This is a genomic window from Enterobacter cloacae complex sp. ECC445, from assembly GCF_021892025.1.
GTDB classification, from domain to species: Bacteria; Pseudomonadota; Gammaproteobacteria; order Enterobacterales; family Enterobacteriaceae; genus Enterobacter; species Enterobacter chengduensis.
The window spans coordinates 49,421-67,416 of record NZ_JAKLRZ010000003.1; the positions used below are offsets into that span (position 1 = coordinate 49,421).

A 17,996-nucleotide genomic window follows, 5' to 3' on the forward strand; every position below is an offset into this window, starting at 1 on the left:
GGATACCGTCCTGTTACGTCAAAAAGGTTTCCCATGCTCAGGCTCACTTCAGCCCGCGTTGCCGTTTGTCTCCTGCCGTTCGCCCTGGCGGCGTGCGGCGACATTTCCGCGAGTGTCGATCCGCGCACAAAGCCACCGCTCGTCCGCTCCGCCTCCGTCGAGCTGGCGACCACGTCCGCCCGCGCCTTCACGGGCGTGGTGGTTGCCAGAACGCAAAGCGATTTAGGTTTCAGAGTTCAGGGTAAAATCCTTGAACGACTGGTCGAGACGGGGCAGACCGTCAAACAGGGTCAGCCCTTGCTGCGCCTGGATCCCGTTGACCTGAAACTGCAGGCGCAGGCGCAGCAGCGCGCGGTGGATGCGGCCCAGGCCCGGGCGAGAAAAGCGTCCAGCGATGAGGCGCGCTATCGCGGCCTTGTGGCGTCCGGCGCCGTGTCCGCCTCGGAGTATGACCAGATCAAAGCCGCGGCCGATACGGCCAGGGCCGATCTCAGCGCCGCAAGGGCGCAGGCCAGCGTGGCGCAAAACGCCACGGGCTATGCCGTACTGCTGGCGGATTCAGACGGCGTGGTGATGGAGACGCTCGTCGAGCCGGGTCAGGTCGTCAGCGCCGGGCAGGTGGTCATCAGGCTCGCCCGAGCGGGACAGCGCGAAGCGCTCGTGCAGCTTCCGGAAACGCTGCGCCCTGCCGTCGGCAGCGAAGCGCAGGCCACGCTTTATGGCAATGAAAAACACCCGGTTACCGCAACGCTGCGCCTGCTCTCTGACTCGGCCGATGCCACGACACGCACCTATGAGGCCCGCTACGTGCTGGATGGCCTGCTGGCGAACGCGCCGCTGGGGGCGACCGTCACGCTGAATATTCAGGACAATAAGGCGGAAGGCGAGATCATGCAGGTCCCGCTGGCGTCTCTTTATGATGCCGGAAAAGGTCCCGGCGTCTGGCGCATTTCCGCCCGCCCGGCGAAGGTCGCATGGACGCCCGTCACGGTGCTGAGCGTGGGGGAAGACGCGGTGCAGGTCACGGGCGGCGTGAAGCCCGGGGAGAAGATTGTGGCGTTAGGCGCACATCTGCTGCACGAAGGTGAAGTCGTCAGGCTTGCAGAACAACGCAATGCCGCCCTGGCGGAGAACACGCCATGAGCGGAAGCCGCTTCAACCTGTCGGCGCTGGCCGTTCGCGAACGTTCCATCACGCTGTTTCTGATCGTTCTGGTTACCCTCGCCGGAATCTACGCCTTCTTCGGGCTTGGCCGCGCGGAAGACCCGCCCTTCACGGTGAAGCAGATGACGGTGATAGCCGTCTGGCCGGGTGCGACCGCGCAGGAGATCCAGGATCAGGTCGCCGAACCGCTGGAAAAGCGCCTGCAGGAACTTAAATGGTATGACCGTACCGAAACCTATACCCGTCCCGGCATGGCGTTTATCACGCTGTCACTGCAGGACAAGACCCCGCCTGAAGAGGTGCAGGAGGAGTTCTATCAGGCGCGTAAGAAGCTTGGCGATGAATCTCAACGCCTTCCGGCGGGCGTCATCGGCCCGATGATCAATGACGAATTCTCGGATGTCACCTTTGCCCTCTTTGCCCTGAAAGCGAAAGGCGAACCGCAGCGGCAGCTGGTACGTGACGCCGAAGGCCTGCGCCAGCAGCTTCTGCACGTCTCCGGCGTGAAGAAAGTGAACATTATCGGCGAACAGGCCGAGCGGATTTATATCTCATTCTCCCATGACCGCCTGGCGACGATAGGACTCTCGCCGCAGGATATTTTCAACGCCCTCAACAGCCAGAACGCGTTAACCGCGGCGGGCTCCATTGAGACGCGTGGCGCGCAGATTTTTATCCGCATGGACGGCGCGTTCGATGAACTGCAGAAAATCCGCGATACGCCTTTTGTCGCGCAGGGCAAAACGGTCAGGCTGTCCGATGTGGCAACGGTGGAGCGCGGCTACGAAGATCCTCCGACAATGCTGATACGCAACCAGCATGAACCCGCCCTTCTGCTGGGCATCGTGATGCGCGAAGGCTGGAACGGCCTGGCGCTGGGGAAAGCGCTGGATGCGGAAGCGGCAAAAATTAATGATAGCCTGCCGCTTGGCATGACCCTGACCAAAGTCACCGACCAGTCCGTGAACATCCGTTCGTCGGTCGATGAATTTATGGTCAAATTCTTCGTCGCCCTGCTGGTGGTCATGGTGGTTTGTTTTCTCAGCATGGGCTGGCGCGTGGGGGTGGTCGTCGCGGCGGCGGTACCGCTGACGCTGGCGGTCGTCTTCGTGGTGATGGAAGCCGCGGGAATCAACTTCGACCGCGTGACGCTAGGCTCCCTGATCCTCGCCCTCGGCCTGCTGGTTGACGATGCCATCATCGCCATCGAAATGATGGTGGTTAAAATGGAGGAAGGTTACGACAGAATCAAAGCCTCGGCCTTCGCCTGGAGCCATACCGCCGCGCCGATGCTGGCCGGGACGCTGGTGACGGCCATTGGCTTTATGCCGAATGGTTTTGCCCAGTCGACCGCCGGGGAATACACCAGCAACATGTTCTGGATTGTCGGTCTCGCCCTGATTGCCTCATGGTTTGTCGCGGTGGTGTTCACGCCGTATCTTGGGGTAAACATCCTGCCCGCGATCCCCAAGGTAGAAGGCGGTCATGCCGCCATCTACAACACGCCTCGCTATAACCGCTTTCGCCAGCTGCTTGGCCGCGTGATCGCCAAAAAATGGCGGGTGGCCGGGGCGGTTGTCGCCATTTTCATTCTGGCCGTGCTCGGCATGGGGCTGGTCAAAAAACAGTTCTTCCCAACCTCCGATCGCCCGGAAGTGCTCGTTGAGGTACAGATGCCCTACGGCACCTCGATTGAGCAAACCAGCGCCGCCACGGCAAAAATAGAAGCGTGGCTGGGCCAGCAGCCTGAAGCCAAAATCGTCACGGCCTATGTTGGTCAGGGTTCGCCCCGCTTTTATCTGGCGATGGCGCCCGAGCTGCCCGACCCGTCTTTTGCGAAAATCGTGATCCTGACGGACGGCGAGACGTCGCGCGAGGCGCTCAAGCGCCGGCTGAGAGACGCCGTTGCCAACGGCCTTGCGCCCGAAGCGCGCGTGCGGGTGACGCAGCTGGTGTTTGGCCCTTACTCGCCCTTCCCGGTTGCCTGGCGCGTGACGGGGCCGGATGTCGAACAGGTGCACGACATCGCTGACAAGGTGAAAGCCGTACTCCAGGCAAGTCCGATGATGCGAACCGTCAACACCGACTGGGGGTCACGCGTTCCCGTCCTGCATTTCACCCTCGATCAAAACCGCCTGCAGGCGACCGGCTTAACCTCCAGCGCCGTTGCCCAGCAGCTTCAGTTCCTGCTGTCAGGCGTGCCCGTCACCGCCGTGCGGGAAGATATTCGCTCGGTGGAGGTGATGGCGCGCGCGGCGGGTGATATCCGTCTTGACCCGGCCAAAATCGAAGGCTTTACCCTGGTCGGCAGTGCGGGACAGCGCGTACCGCTGTCGCAAATTGGCAAGATTGAAATCGGTATGGAAGATCCGATCCTGCGCCGCCGCGATCGCACCCCGACCATTACCGTGCGGGGCGATATCGCCGACAATCTTCAGCCACCGGACGTGTCGGTCGCCATCATGAAGCAGCTTCAGCCGATAGTTGATACGCTCCCGGCCGGGTACCGTATCGACATGGCGGGTTCGATTGAGGAATCGGGCAAGGCCACGCAGGCAATGCTGCCGCTGTTCCCGATCATGGTTGCCCTGACGCTGCTGATCATCATTCTGCAGGTGCGCTCACTCTCGGCGATGGTCATGGTGTTCTTAACCGCGCCTTTGGGGCTGATAGGCGTGGTGCCCGTGCTGTTGATTTTCAATCAGCCGTTTGGCATCAACGCGCTGGTTGGCTTGATTGCCCTTTCCGGCATTCTCATGCGCAACACGCTGATCCTGATCGGCCAAATCGATCATAACCAGAAGGACGGTCTCGACCCGTTCCATGCGGTAGTGGAAGCGACGGTCCAGCGCGCCCGCCCGGTGTTACTGACCGCCATGGCCGCGGTGCTGGCGTTCATTCCGCTAACGCATTCGGTATTCTGGGGCACGCTGGCCTACACGCTGATCGGCGGAACGCTGGGCGGGACGATCGTCACGCTCGTCTTCCTGCCCGCGATGTATGCCATCTGGTTCCGGATCCGCCCTGCGGAACAGCGCGTGCAGCTTCCTGCAGAAAACGTGTAAACTACTATCAGTAAATAACAGAACCGAGGAAAGCATGGTTGTTAAGCGCTTAAGAAAAGAGGACCGCCGCGTGCAGCTGCTGGAGGTGGCGCGCGGAATCGTTCGCCAGCAAGGCACCGAGGCGCTGACGCTTGGCTATCTCGCCGAGCGGGCCAACGTGACCAAGCCTATCCCCTACGATCACTTCGGCGATCGTGAAGGATTACTGATGGCGCTGTACCAGGACTATAGCGATCGGCAGCTGGCGAAATTCCGCGAGACGCTGGCGGTCGACGGCAAAACGCTGGAGAAGACGATTCGCTTTTTCAGCGCCGCCTATATCGACTGCGTCATTACCGCCGGGCCGGAAACCGGGCCCATTGCGGCGGCGCTGTCCGGCTCCCGCGCGCTGCAGACGTTTCGTGAGGCATGCGTGGCCGAATGTGCCGACTGCCTCCGCACCGCGCTTTCTCCCTTCGTCGTGCTGAAAGGCGTACAGGGAGAAGCGGTGCTGACGGCCATCATTGGCGCGGCGGACGCGCTCAGCACCGCCGCGGGTAACGGCGTGCTCGCCCGTAACGTGGCGGAAGATACGCTCAGCGGCGCCATGACCGGCGTGCTGGAGACCTACGTAAATAGCACAAAATGATCGTCGGGGGCGGATTGACACCTAAGTTACCAATAGTAACATAGGAGTCAATTCATCCCCATTCGAGGTCGCTATGTCTGCTATACATGCCATTAATAACGCACTGATCGTGACGGCTCACCCTGTCGACAATTCGTTGTCCCATTCGATGGCCGCCCACATTGCCGGGAAGCTGCGTGAACAGGGTACGCAGGTGGAGATGGCCGATCTGCATGCCGAAGGGTTTAATCCGGCCATGTCTCGCGCCGATCTTGATTTGTATCACGGCGATCCGAGCGCCCTTCCCGACGATATTCTGCGCGAGCAGCAGCGCGTCGAGCGGGCGGATATGCTGGTGTTTGTCTTCCCCATTTACTGGTGGTCGGTACCCGCGCTGCTGAAAGGCTGGTTCGATCGCGTATTAACCCTGAACTGGGCGTACAGGGTGGCCGACGACGGCCGGATTGTGGGCAATTTGCGCGACGTTCCCGTCCGCCTGATTGCCACTGGCGGTAGCGATCTTACCGGGTTCGACAAACACGGCTATTCGACGGCGATTCAGACGCAGATTATTGAAGGGGTATTTGGCTTCTGCGGGTTGAAGAACGTTAAGCTCGATATCCTTTACCAGGCAGACACGGCGACGTCTGCCCTGGTTGAGGATTTCCTGCAGGGGCTTGAGAGCACAATTACAGGGTAAAACCGCCGTCCCCCACTTGCGCCCGGGCGTACCATTGCATCAGCTCCGCGGTGCCGGGCGCGTTTTCAGCCGGTGACCACGGGGCGGTGTCCTGCTCGGGCACGGGCTGGTAGCCGCCGTGCTTCACTTCAAAAATGACGCCGCCTTTATCCAGCGACAGCACGGCATGCCAGGTGCCTGCGTCCATCTCCAGCACCTTGCACGCTTCGCCCAGCACCACGCGCCGGGTCACGGTACCGCTCTCATCAAAATTCAGCACCAGAAAGCGGCCGCTCAGCGCGGTCAGCAGTTCAAACGTGTGCGGGTGGCGATGGGGACGAACGTAGGTGCCGGGCTCCATCGCGATGGCCAGGCGCTGCACCGGGTCGCTCAGCTCAGGATGTAAATTGCGATGCGCGCGTAAGCGAGGAGAATGTGCGGCCTGCTCGCTTTGCTGCTGCAGGTCACTGAACGTAATTTGTTTCATATACACCTTTATGAATGAGGTCAGCTGGCGGCAACCCGATTGCCGCAGGACGTTATACCATTCTGGACGGTCAATGAGCTAATCCTGTATGGCGCGGCTACGTCACTCGATGTTTTATTTCTCGTAGTGAAGATTATCTCGCCGCATAAATTTAGCGCCCATGCAAATGTACACCGCCGGGCGAAAGATACCAGAATTGAGAGTCGTATTTCAGCGGGTCGTAAGATAGATTCAGGGTAATTTCACGTTATACAGGAGGGGATATGTCGCAGACGCTACCGGGAATTGATGTCTTGTTTGTCGCCGGCTTCGGCCCCGTTTCGCGGGATACAGCGTCCAGCACCGCGTTTTATATCCAGACACTCGGCCTTCCGCTCAAGCCGATGGAGGGGAATAGCGACTATCTGCTCGCTGAAGAGGGCCAGCTGAAAGGCGTGAAGCACTTCGCCGCCTGGCCTCTCGAGCAGGCGGCAATGTCCTGCTTCGGAGAAGCACGCTGGCCCGCAGAGCACCCGATACCGCAGGGATGGGTTGAGTACGAGGTTCAGGATCTGGGCTCGGCCACCCGCATTCTGAGCGAAAAAGGCTATCGGTTGCTGGTGGCAAACCGTACGGAACCGTGGGGGCAAACCGTCACCCGCCTGCTCAGCCCGGAGGGGCTGCTGACGGGATTAACGAATACGCCGTGGCTTCGGGGCTAGCGCGGGTTTGATACCGAGGATTCAACACCGATAAGCCCCGTTTTAAACAATTGTTCTGATGTCAGAGCCCAAAGAGTTAACAAGGAATGACAGAAATGAGGAAATATTTAGCGCTGCTGGGGATGATTATCCTTGCGGGGTGTACAAGTGCGCCAAACTTGCCGCCTACTGAAACAATTATCGCCGTTAAGCCTATTGAATCCGGCATTATTGCCAGCTCAGCTAAACACAGCTACCGTTTTTTCCGCAGCGGCGTGCCTCAGGAGTATCAGCGTTATAAGACATTTTATGAACGTTTTCATCAACAGGCTTCCGGCGTGCGGGTTAATTTTGTTGTGGAACAACATGAAGTCACGGCGGAGTACCTGGTTGTGATTGATAAACGCAAACTGGATCCCCGGCAGCATACCGAACTGGTCAACGAGTATCAGGCGTTGCAGATTGATAACGATCGCCTCGGTGTGTTGTTTAAGGCTGCGGGGTTTTGGTCTTCATCGGATGCCTCAGAAATGGCCGCGCCTTATAGGTTAGAACAGCCCGTGGTGGTATCAATCAATGATAAGACTCAAACGCTGAGTACCCTGGGAACCGTCGCCCTGATCCCATTAGTACCGTTATTCCCACTGTACATGATGTACGGATGCGCCACCGGGCCCTGTATTTAAGGTCAGGTAAGCGCCGTTTTGTGGCGTAAAAAAGAGCCGGGAGAATTTATCTAAAGCTCCATTGTGCCGTTATAACAAATACGGAGGGTATTATCAGGCCGACATCCATCCCAAAATAGGACGTGAAATTATATTGAAAGCCGTGATAGATGTAAGGGGAGAACCCAATGCCCGTGACTTTTTTAAAGTCATGGTATGAGCCATGGTCACCGCAATCGTCAAAAGTATCGAAGAAAAACTCACCCACATATCCATATATGCCTTTAAAAACCCAACCGTTATCCCACCCCGCCCAATCCCTTCTTACGCCGGCCGCCAGGCATCTGTCATTAAAGCTATTTTTCATGGTGCCTAATACAAAACTATATTGCGAATCATCGGAGAACTTCCTCTCCACGGATATAAATTTATTCTCAAAATTCTCCGTGTATTGGCCGTGGTTGTGAGTGAGATGATAAACGTATGAGCCCGTGTTTAGTGAGTAAAGATTAATTTCATCTGCAGAGCACGGGAGCGCGATCAGATATAAACTTCCGCACCAAAGCCATGCGGGGTATGTTTTCCGATCTGCCTGCTTATGTAGCGTATTATCCATCTTCACTCACTTTGGCAAACGTATTGAAATGATGGCAGCTTATTACAGTGCAAATTTTAGCATACTTTACGGGTACCATGCGGTCATAGCCTTAACCCGCTTTTAGCATTCGTCGCAGATCCTGATCCAGATATTCATCTACGGCACTCACATCAATTCCGCCTGCCTTATACCAGACGTGGAGTTCTTTAACCGCAAGCGTTCCAAACCTCACCCAGCCTATGAGGTTCGTTCTCAGGAGGAACTGAATCATTTCTCCTCCTGAACGCAGCGCCGCATCTCCTGCATCCATCAAGCACAAGGTTCCATGCGCCACCAGCAACATTCGTCGTAGCTCGGGGTTAGTTGCGGAAGGAATACATTCCCCCCATGCCTTCTTGTGGTAGCAACGTTGCTTTACTGTCCAGGTTATCCGCACAAGCAGCTCGGTAGTCAGGACGGGGATCGCCATCGCTAATCCATGCCGTAAGTCATATCCTTTCTCAAAAACCTGTACAGCGACAGTCGCAAAAGACTGGCGATGCTGGCCAAATTCACCCACGTTAATAAACTGAAGTAACGAAAAGAAAGGGATAGGAATGCCAGAGCCTCTCCCTGCAGCACCGGAGGAGCCCGCCATATCAGAGAAAAGGTGGCCAATCCAGTTGACGAAACCGCTGAATACCTTAGAGACAAAATTATTCCCTTTGAGCTCAAACGTTTCGGTATCTACGGCGATCAGTTTTCCGTCTGACACAAAATGTGCAGTGCTGGTAAATTGGTCAAGAATCGAGAAAAATAATCCGACCAGGTCCGGGGAGTGGGCGAGACTTTTGATATGGTGATTCTTCGTGTTCATCCTGAACAGACCGTCAACATCTCCGCCATGCCGATGGTCATAGTTGACCTTAAATTTTCTCTCCAGAAAACCAATAGCGCTTTTTGTTGGATCGCTCCCTTCCGAACCGCCTTTCCATCCAAAGGCTGAGGCGAATTTCTCAACGGCGCCGTCCACCGCATTATCTGCAAACTGTGTCAGCTTTCCTTCACCGGGCATGCCTACCAGAAAAATATCGATAAGCCCGCCAATAACGCCGCAGGTGCCAGCGATCGTGTAATCATATTTGTCGCAGCGAGCGGTCTTTAAGGTAAAGTCATCCTGAATGCGTTTTTCCAGAGCAATTCTCTGGCTTGTGGACATCAGAGCGCTAAACGGATCGACCATGACGTCAATATTGTGCTGATGGGCATAGTACGTGACGGACTGGGAATAGGTTTCCCAGTCCGTATCGCGAGAAAACGCGATGGTTTCTATCATCGACAGTTTACGGATACTGGACGATGACGGGGTCAAATCGGATTCAAGGTAATCGTTAAATTCGCTGGAAAGCGCTGGATTAGAATGCGCATCAAAGGTGATACCTGCGTGTTCCAGTACATCATCCATGGCCAGAATCATTTCATCTAAGGCTGCATCGGCATCAGTTTGCAAAGCGTTAAGCGCTTCCAGAGCGGCATCAAGGTCAGCCAGTTGACTCTCGCTTTGATCAAGCTGGTGCTTCTGCACCAGCAAGGCCGATACCTGAGTATCCGGTTTTTTCATTATGAGAACAGTCCAGTCAGCTTACCTTTGATTACGTCCCCTGCTCTGAAATAGCCAATGCCTTCGAAGATGGCGGCAAGTTTTTCTAATTGCTGAGTGGATGCGTCCTCTTTAATCTTGCGTTTTTTCACTTCAACACGCTTACCCTCGTGTTGCTCTTCAACAATACATTCTTCATAGAATGAAAGCACAATATCATAGAATTGTTTTTTGATCGGTTCTCGAGTCAGCGAACTAAGTTTGGCCTCGTCAAGATAGACAGGACACTTAAGTTTAAGTGCACTATTCTGCATTTTATTTGATTTCTTGTTCAGTTCATCCGCCGCACCGGTCAATGCGCTCATCATCTTCTGGAGTTTTTGAATTTTTTCTCCCTGGCGATTATGCGCGTCCAGGGCGTCATTAAATTTTCCAGAGATATAATTCAGATCGTTAATTAGCGCGGACAGCGTGGACTGCGTTTGCTTGATGACTTCATTGAGCATAAGCTCCCGACGCTTGGTTTTATCCAGCTCGTTGGCCCCGGTAAGGTGACGAATCCCTTTATAGGCCCCCACACCCAACAGCACCGCAACGCCAATACCCGTTGCCATACTTGAAAACCCCAGCACGCCGCCGAGCCCAAGCGTTGCGAGGCCTGAAGTGATGCCCGCGGCGGACATACCAATGACAGAGCCAGAGAGATAGACGGCAGCAAGCGGCACACCCACCGCCCCGGCTTTTGCCGTCAGCTCTTTCATGCTGCGTTTCAGCGCATCGTCTGAGAAATCTTCGCGCAACATCTTAACGTCTTGCTGTATAGCCATCACTGCGAGTTCAATTTCGTCGTCAGTTACGCCCAGTAAAGGTTGCACCTGTTGAAGAAATGGAAAGTTTTTATATTCACCGTCATTAACGCTCATGAAAATGCTAATCAGGTCTTTAGCAAGAGAGATTTTTATTGACTTGTTATGGCTTGGTACGCATTCACGATCAACGATCGCAATGAGTTCTTCAACCGGTACCAGACGGGATTCTGCACCGATATAGCTCCGTAGCGTAAAGCGAGATTCGGTCGTTAACTCCAGTCGGGTCATCAACAAGAGAATTTCAGCAAATTCTTTTTTATCAACCTGACCGTCATCTGAGAACGCCATGTTGACGATGATTTTGACATAAGCCACCTTGAGCGCTTCTGGCATTTCGGCCAGGGTGATGAGCTGGTCTTCTTCTTTGAACTCATCAAAGTCACTGATGGCATGCTTAAGGATATCGCTGAGGGTCTTATAGTTGCACTCCATCAAACTTTTAAGGGGTTTTACCTCGCCGCTTTTTAGTCTGAGGGAAACCGACTCCGTTCGCTTTTCCTTGCCTTTGTCATTTACCGTGACGTCTTCTTTATATTCTACTGCTTCAATATTGTTGTAGTACACCTCATAAGGACTTTCAAAGGCTTCTTTTATAACGAGTTTTTCACCGGTAAACACGATGCCATCTTTTGCACTACCAAATACCGTATTATCATAAATCGCCAGCACGGCATTCAAATTATCTGCAACATTGAATGATTTAGCGACGTTATTTAGTTTTTTTTCAGGAATGCCGGGCGCAACAAAAATATTCTTACTGACTGAAGGTAAATTTTCCTTAAGGAAGGTATTAACGTTATTCACAACTTTCTCCTTGTTCGCGGCAGCAGGTCGGAAAACAATCGACCGAGTCTCTTTGCAAAGTGTGATTATCTCCAGCGGAGTGTCACATTTTGTCATTGGCGCATGGGTATATGCGTAAAAATATAAAGAGGAGTATGCCACCCGGGCAAGGAGATCATTCAATAAATACTCAAAGGTAGAGGGTGCTATTCTACCGTTTGAGTGCTTCAGACATTTCCCCCGCCATTTTCTCTGGCGTGTAGTTAATCCGAGTTCATCTTTTTATGGCAACGTCCCCTTGATAAAGGATAGCGTTGCCCCCCTTTGAACTCACCGCGAAGCGGACCTTCCCCCCTACACCGCCGACTTAGGCCGTAAATTCTCATCAAACGTCAGCCGCTTGCGGTCAGGCTCAGCCTCGCGCAGCGGCTCGACCTGGTGCATCGTCAGCTTGCAGCGCTCCACCAGCACCTGATACTCCCGCGTGCCCTGCTGCTTCCAGGCGAGCTCCTGCTCGCTCAGCTCGCGGATCGCTTTGGCCGGGCTGCCGATAATCAAATGGTTGGCGGGCATTTCCGCTTTCGCCTTCACGAACGCCGCCGCGCCGACAATGCTGTTTTCACCGATCACCGCGCCGTCCATCACCACCGCGTTCATGCCCACCAGGGCGTTGCGGCGGATGATGCAGCCGTGGAGAATGGCACTGTGGCCGATATGCCCGTCCTCTTCCACCACCGTGTCCTGTTCCGGGAAGCCGTGCATCACGCAGTTATCCTGAATGTTCGCGCCATCTTTCACCACGATACGACCAAAATCGCCGCGCAGGCTAGCGTTAGGGCCAACATAAACGCCTTTGCCCAGAATCACGTCCCCAATCAGCACCGCCGTCGGGTGAACGTAGCTCTCGTCCGGCACCACCGGCGTCAGGCCGTCAATTTGATAAACAGGCATCTTCCCTCCTTATGCGCTTGTAAGACCGCCAAAGCGTTGATAGTAGAGCGTGCCGGGCACGGGCAGTTCGCCCACGGAGGTTTCGCCCTTCTCGCTGACAAACGCCAGCGCCCCCGGCGCGACACGCTGATAGATGTTAATGCAGAGCTGCCGGGCGCTTTGTCCCGCCCAGTGCGCGGGCAGCAGTTCTTCCGGCAGCAGCGGGTCCTTCAGCACCACGCGACGATAAAAATGAATCAGCAGGAGCTGGATCTGAAAACAGCGTTCCGGCGTCAGCTCCTCCGGCGCGGCCTCTTTCAGCAGCGGCAGCAGCGGCCGGAACGAGTTGATAAACGACTCGTACATCGCGTTTTGCTCGGTCAGCTGCCAACACTCTTCTACGCGTGAACGCAGCGCGGCGCGGGAGAGCGCCAGCGGCGAGTGGGCTTCAAAGAAAATCACGTTTTCCGCCACGCCCGCATCATGCAGTAGCGATTGTACGTCGGCCAGATGCTGCGACGGCGAGGCCATCAGGCTCGGTGCCAGCGTGCCAAACCCCTGCCAGATCAGCTGCTTTTTAACGTCGGCAAGGGTGGTCTTATCCAGCCCCTCGGAGAGCAGCAGCAGCCATTTGCCGTCCCAGGCGGGCAGCTCGGCGCGGTAGATCTTACTCTCCGCACGACGCGTCAGGCGCAGCCCCTTATCGCTCAGGCGGTAGAAGCTGCGACGCCCGATGCGCGAGACGTCCAGCCAGCCCTCTTTGTTGAGGCGAAACAGCGCGGTGCGCACGAAGCGCTCGCCAAACCCCATGCCTTCCAGCAGGGCGGCGAGGCTGCCGAGCCAAATCTCGCCGCCGCGATGGGAAAGCGCGTCACCGTACAGCGAGGAGATAAGCGACGTACCGCTGACGGGAACCGAGCTGACCGCGTGCTGGATAAAGGCGTCGAGTTTGTTCATGTGATTCATTCTGTTGTGTTTTTTGGTCTGGATGAATCATAGCATAGGATTCTGGGGTTTCCCCCTCCCCCTAACCCTCTCCCTTAAGGCTGAGGAATCCCCAGTCATTTTTTTACCTGAAGCGACGTATCTAGCATCAGGATTATGAATGCCTTACAGCAATCACCTGGTCCGGCTGTAAATCGCCGAAGCGTTTCCTGCAGGCCGGGGCGAGGCGCATGGATGCGCCGAGAGGACGGGCTTTACAGGGACGTTACCTCCGCCCGTCCCCGATAAGCCGGAAGGAATAAGCTGAGGGCACCGCGTAGCGGCGATTTACCGCCGGGAGCCCGGGTCGCCAGGGTGGTGGCGATTGAGCCACCCTGGCACATTCACCGGTCATGTTGTCACAGAGTAGCGAGGAACATGAAGTGAACGGAATGACCTCCACAGCCGTATGTTCCCCCTCACCCCAGCCCTCTCCCTCAAGGGAGAGGGGGTCGTCCGTGCAGGCAATATTTTGTGGGGATCCCTCAGCCCTTAAGGAGATGGCTGGGTGAGGGAAACTCAACCGTTAGCCGCCGCTTTACGCAAATCAAACACCCGGCAGGCCTTGCCCTCCGAGCGCGGGATGCTGCCGCAGTTGACAATCATCACGTCGGTGGAAATCCCCACCATCGACTTAATGCGATGACGCAACTGGTGGCACACCTGGCAACGCTGCTCGTGGGTCAGCGCTAAGCTGCTCTCTTTCAGCTCCACCTTCACGGAAAGCGAATCAAGATGCCCGCGACGGTTCACCTCCAGCTGGTAGTGCGGAGAAAGGTGTTCAAACTTCACAATCTCCTCTTCCAGCTGCGACGGGAAGACGTTAACGCCGCGGATGATCAGCATATCGTCGCTGCGGCCGCTGATGCGGTCCATGCGGCGCATGGTGCGGGCGGTGCCGGGCAGGAGACGCGTCAGGTCGCGGGTGCGGTAGCGGATCACCGGCAGCGCCTCTTTGGTCAGCGTGGTGAAGAGCAGTTCGCCCTGCTCGCCGTCGTTCAGCGGCGTGCCGTCGTTCGGGTTGACGATCTCCGGGTAGAAGTGATCTTCCCAGATGGTCGGGCCGTCCGCGGTTTCAATGCACTCCATCGCCACGCCCGGCCCCATCACCTCGGAGAGGCCATAAATGTCCAGCGCCGTAATGCCCAGGCGCTTTTCAATTTCGCGGCGCATGGCCTGCGTCCACGGCTCGGCGCCGAATACCCCCACGCGCAGGGAGCAGGTGCTGGCATCGCCGCCCATCTGACGCTCCAGCTCCTCAATCAGGTTGAGGCAGTAGGAGGGCGTCACCATGATCATATCCGGCTGGAAATCGCGGATCAGCTGCGCCTGTTTCTCCGTCTGGCCGCCGGACATCGGGATCACCGTCGCGCCCAACCGCTCGGCGCCGTAGTGTGCTCCCAGTCCGCCGGTAAACAGGCCGTAGCCATACGCCACGTGAATTTTGTCCTTCGCGCTGCCGCCCGCGGCGCGCAGGGAGCGGGCCACCAGGTTGGCCCAGTTGTCGATGTCGCCCTGCGTGTAGCCGACAACGGTCGGTTTGCCGGTGGTGCCGGATGACGCATGAATACGCACCACCTGCTCCATCGGCACGGCAAAGGTATCGAACGGATAGTTATCCCGCAGGTCCTGCTTGGTGGTGCACGGGAACTTACGGATGTCCGCCAGCTCGTTGAAATCGTCAGGATGAACGCCCGCGGCGTCAAACTTGCGTTTGTACATCGGCACGTTGCTGTAGGCGTGTTGCAGCGTCCACTTCAGACGCGCGGTCTGCAGCGCCTGCAATTCGTCAAGGGAGGCCGTTTCAATCGGATCAAGCTTTGTTGTATTTGTCATTGTAGGGTACTCACATTGTTTTTATGCTCAAACACGCTCAAGGATCATGGCAATGCCCTGACCCACACCGATGCACATCGTACACAGCGCGTAGCGCCCGCCGCGTCGGTGCAGTTCGTTACTCGCGGCCAGCGCCAGCCTGGCGCCGCTCATGCCCAGCGGATGGCCCAGCGCAATCGCGCCGCCGTTCGGGTTAACGTGCGCGGCGTCGTCCGGCAGGCCCAGCTGACGCAGCACGCCCAGCGCCTGCGCGGCGAAAGCTTCGTTAAGCTCAATGACGTCCATATCGTTTATGCTGAGTCCTGCGCGCTCGAGCACCTTGCGGGTGGCAGGCACCGGCCCTAGCCCCATCAGGCGTGGCTCCACGCCCGCCGTCGCCATCGCCACGATCCGCGTGCGCGGCACTACCCCCTGCGCCAGCGCCATCTTCTCGCTGGCGATGATTAACGCCGCCGCGCCGTCGTTGACGCCGGAGGCATTTCCCGCCGTCACCACCCCGTTCTTGCGAAACGGCGTTTTCAGCCCGGCAAGCTGTTCGAGCGTGGTGTCCGCGCGCGGATGTTCATCCACGCTGAATTCCGTGACCGCCCCTTTTTTGCCCGGGATCTGCACCGGCACGATCTCCTGCGCCAGAATGCCGTTCTGCTGCGCCTGCGCGGTGCGCTGCTGGCTGCGCAGCGCGAACGCGTCCTGATCGGCACGGCTGATATTTAACAATTCAGCTACATTCTCTGCCGTTTCCGGCATACTGTCAGTTCCGAATTGCTGATGCATGAGCGGATTCACAAATCGCCAGCCGATGGTGGTATCAAAGACGTCTGCCTGACGCTGAAACGCGGCGGTGGCTTTGCCCATCACGAAGGGCGCGCGGGACATCGACTCCACCCCGCCCGCAATCAGCAGGTCGCCATCGCCCGCCTTAATGGCGCGCGCGGCAAAGCCAATCGCGTCCAGACCCGAGCCGCACAGGCGGTTAATGGTGGTCCCGGACACCGTCTGCGGCAGACCGGCCAGCAGGGACGACATGCGCGCCACGTTGCGGTTATCTTCCCCCGCCTGGTTGGCGCAGCCGAAAATCACGTCGTCAATCCGCTCCGGGTCAAGCTGCGGGTAGCGGGCCAGCAGCGCGCGCAGCGGCACGGCCCCGAGATCGTCCGTTCGCACGGCGGAAAGCGCGCCGCCGTAGCGCCCCACGGGCGTTCGCACGCCATCACAAATAAATGCGTCACGCATCAGGCCTCTCCTGTCACGCTGCCGCCGATGCGGTGAGATTTACCGCGAAAAAGGGCGACGGTTTTCTGTTGTTGATTCTGAATTTCAATGTCGTAGACGCCGGTCAGCCTGCCCTGATGCTTCACCCGCGCGGTGGCGGTGAGCGTGTCCCCGGCAAAGCCCGGACGCAGAAAATCAATCGAGCAGCCGGAGGCTACCGCCGCCAGCCCCTGGCTGTTGCAGGCGTAGGCAAACGCGGTGTCCGCCAGCGAAAACAGCTGGCCGCCGTGGCAGGTTTTGTGGCCGTTAAGCATCTGCGGGGTGATGATCATGGTCACCACCGCGTAGCCGTCGTCCATCTCGACAATGTCCATTCCCATCGCCTGCGCGCAGGCGTCCCGTTCGTACATGATGCGGGCGTTGTGCCATGCGTTATGACTCATAGCTACTCTCCAGAAGCGCGCGCTGGCGCAGCAGTGAACAGGGGCGATAGCGCTCTTCGCCGTAATGACGCTGCAGGTTCTCCAGCAGGGTCAGCAGGCGCTGCCAGCCCAGACGCTCGCCCCAGGCGATCGGGCCGCTCGGGTAGTTGACGCCCAGACGCATGGCGGTGTCGATGTCCTTCTCGCTGGCGACCCCCTTTTGCAGGGCATCCAGCGCTTCGTTGGCAATCATCGCCAGCGTGCGCCAGACCAGCAGGCCGGGATAATCGGCAATTTGCACTACCCGGTGACCCTGCTGCTGCAGGTAGCGGATGGCCTTTTGCGTCGCGGTATGCGGGTTGCTGGCGGCCGCGGCAACTACCGCCACGTCGCGCTCGATGCGGTCCACCACCACCACCGGGCCGTTGAGCCGCAGCGCCAGCGCCTGAGCGGTTTCACCCTGCGTTTCAACCAGATAGACGTCATCTATTTCCGTGACACCGTCACGTCTTTTTTCCACGCGCATCGGGCTATAGCTGTCGTTCACCGACTCAGCCCACTGCACGTCAGGTTTGTCCCCCTGCCAGTCGTAGACGCCCTTCCCGCTCTTTTTGCCCAGTCGTCCTGCCAGCACCAGCTCCTGCTGCACCAGCGAAGGTAAAAACCGGCGTTCCTGCCAGAAGGCGTTAAAGACCGAGCAGGTCACCGCGAAATTCACGTCCTGACCAATCATGTCGGTCAGCTCCAGCGGCCCCATCGGGAAGCCGCCGCCTTCGCGCAGAGCGGCGTCAATCACCTCCGGCGGAGCGACCTGCTCTTCCAGCGCGCGCCAGGCTTCGGAATAGAACGGGCGGGCGACGCGGTTGACGATAAACCCCGGCGTTGACTGGCAGCGAACGGGCTGCTTGCCCCAGTTCAGCGCCAGCTCGCACAGCGCGTCGGCCACCTCCGGAGAGGTCGCCAGCCCGCTGACCACCTCCACCAGCTTCATCACCGGGGCCGGGTTAAAGAAATGCAGCCCCGCCACGCGCTCCGGATGGTTAACGTCTGCCGCAATCGCGGTGACGGAAATGGACGACGTGTTGCTGGTCAGCACCGTCTGCGGCGGGCAGATCTCAGCCAGCTGCGCAAACAGCGCCTTTTTGACCTCCAGCCGCTCGGAGGCCGCTTCGATGACCAGATCGGCCCCGGCGAGCGCCCCGATATCCGTAACCGGAACCAGCCGGGCGAGGATCTGGCTCCCGGCATCGGCGGAGAGCTTCCCGCGCGTCACCCGGGAGGCCAGCCGCTGGCGGATCCCGTCGATGGCGCGTGAAATCGCATCGACGGCGATGTCGTAAATCAGAACCTGATGACCGTGGCTGGCGGCAACTTCTGCAATGCCTGCCCCCATCGTGCCGCTGCCGATCACGGCGACCGTGCGTATGTTCAGCATC

16 protein-coding genes are annotated in these 17,996 nt (G+C 57.7%); 6 read left to right on the plus strand and 10 right to left on the minus strand.

The annotated features are described in order from the left end of the window. Positions 1–33 precede the first annotated feature (33 nt). The 4 genes from L6R44_RS03750 to L6R44_RS03765 all read left to right on the plus strand — a co-directional run bounded on the left by L6R44_RS03750 (position 34) and on the right by L6R44_RS03765 (position 5,536). Complete coding sequence (locus L6R44_RS03750; protein WP_237423324.1) at positions 34–1,143, plus strand: efflux RND transporter periplasmic adaptor subunit; 1,110 nt, start codon at positions 34–36, stop codon at positions 1,141–1,143. After that, positions 1,140–4,229, plus strand: coding sequence for an efflux RND transporter permease subunit (locus tag L6R44_RS03755; protein ID WP_237423325.1), 3,090 nt, complete (start codon positions 1,140–1,142; stop codon positions 4,227–4,229). Before L6R44_RS03750 ends, L6R44_RS03755 begins: the two co-directional genes overlap by 4 nt. 34 nt (positions 4,230–4,263) lie before the next feature. Then, entirely contained in the window at positions 4,264–4,857 is a 594-nt protein-coding gene (locus tag L6R44_RS03760) for a TetR/AcrR family transcriptional regulator (RefSeq protein ID WP_237423326.1), read from the plus strand. Between the two features lie 73 nt (positions 4,858–4,930). Then, positions 4,931–5,536 carry an NAD(P)H-dependent oxidoreductase gene (locus L6R44_RS03765; RefSeq protein WP_237423327.1) on the plus strand — a complete coding sequence of 202 codons (606 nt, stop codon included), beginning with the start codon at positions 4,931–4,933 and terminating at the stop codon, positions 5,534–5,536. Here L6R44_RS03765 and L6R44_RS03770 read toward each other — a convergent pair. Continuing rightward, on the minus strand, positions 5,526–6,002 hold the full coding sequence (locus tag L6R44_RS03770) for a WbuC family cupin fold metalloprotein (protein ID WP_237423328.1): 477 nt from the start codon (positions 6,000–6,002) through the stop codon (positions 5,526–5,528). The genes L6R44_RS03765 and L6R44_RS03770 overlap by 11 nt on opposite strands. Before the next feature lie 263 nt (positions 6,003–6,265). Here L6R44_RS03770 and L6R44_RS03775 point away from each other — a divergent pair, with 263 nt between their 5' ends. Continuing rightward, positions 6,266–6,703, plus strand: coding sequence for a VOC family protein (locus L6R44_RS03775; RefSeq protein WP_032640375.1), 438 nt, complete (start codon positions 6,266–6,268; stop codon positions 6,701–6,703). Between the two features lie 95 nt (positions 6,704–6,798). Continuing rightward, the gene (locus L6R44_RS03780; RefSeq protein ID WP_032640377.1) at positions 6,799–7,368 is read left to right on the plus strand and encodes a hypothetical protein; all 570 of its coding nucleotides are present in this window, start codon (positions 6,799–6,801) and stop codon (positions 7,366–7,368) included. 46 nt (positions 7,369–7,414) lie between these two features. Here L6R44_RS03780 and L6R44_RS03785 read toward each other — a convergent pair whose 3' ends face one another. The 9 genes from L6R44_RS03785 to paaH all read right to left on the minus strand — a co-directional run bounded on the left by L6R44_RS03785 (position 7,415) and on the right by paaH (position 17,995). After that, positions 7,415–7,963, minus strand: a complete 549-nt coding sequence (locus tag L6R44_RS03785) for a hypothetical protein (RefSeq protein WP_237423329.1) — start codon at positions 7,961–7,963, stop codon at positions 7,415–7,417. A 91-nt stretch (positions 7,964–8,054) separates the two neighbouring features. After that, the gene (locus L6R44_RS03790; RefSeq protein WP_237423330.1) at positions 8,055–9,545 is read right to left on the minus strand and encodes a hypothetical protein; all 1,491 of its coding nucleotides are present in this window, start codon (positions 9,543–9,545) and stop codon (positions 8,055–8,057) included. Then, positions 9,545–11,197 (minus strand): hypothetical protein, encoded by a 1,653-nt coding sequence (locus L6R44_RS03795; protein WP_237423331.1) that lies wholly within the window; start codon positions 11,195–11,197, stop codon positions 9,545–9,547. Before L6R44_RS03795 ends, L6R44_RS03790 begins: the two co-directional genes overlap by 1 nt. Before the next feature lie 333 nt (positions 11,198–11,530). Continuing rightward, positions 11,531–12,127 carry a phenylacetic acid degradation protein PaaY gene (gene paaY, locus L6R44_RS03800; protein WP_032640383.1) on the minus strand — a complete coding sequence of 199 codons (597 nt, stop codon included), beginning with the start codon at positions 12,125–12,127 and terminating at the stop codon, positions 11,531–11,533. Between the two features lie 9 nt (positions 12,128–12,136). Beyond that, a complete protein-coding gene (gene paaX / locus L6R44_RS03805) occupies positions 12,137–13,072 on the minus strand; it encodes a phenylacetic acid degradation operon negative regulatory protein PaaX (RefSeq protein ID WP_237423332.1) in 936 nt (311 codons plus the stop codon). A 537-nt stretch (positions 13,073–13,609) separates the two neighbouring features. Next, a complete protein-coding gene (gene paaK / locus L6R44_RS03810) occupies positions 13,610–14,926 on the minus strand; it encodes a phenylacetate--CoA ligase PaaK (RefSeq protein ID WP_237423333.1) in 1,317 nt (438 codons plus the stop codon). Between the two features lie 27 nt (positions 14,927–14,953). Then, a complete protein-coding gene (gene pcaF / locus L6R44_RS03815; RefSeq protein WP_237423334.1) occupies positions 14,954–16,159 on the minus strand; it encodes a 3-oxoadipyl-CoA thiolase in 1,206 nt (401 codons plus the stop codon). Then, positions 16,159–16,581, minus strand: a complete 423-nt coding sequence (gene paaI / locus L6R44_RS03820) for a hydroxyphenylacetyl-CoA thioesterase PaaI (protein ID WP_237423335.1) — start codon at positions 16,579–16,581, stop codon at positions 16,159–16,161. The genes pcaF and paaI overlap by 1 nt, the downstream gene beginning before the upstream one ends. After that, positions 16,571–17,995: a 3-hydroxyacyl-CoA dehydrogenase PaaH gene (gene paaH, locus L6R44_RS03825; RefSeq protein WP_237423336.1), complete on the minus strand. Its 1,425-nt coding sequence runs from the start codon at positions 17,993–17,995 to the stop codon at positions 16,571–16,573. The genes paaI and paaH overlap by 11 nt, the downstream gene beginning before the upstream one ends. Position 17,996 lies beyond the last annotated feature (1 nt).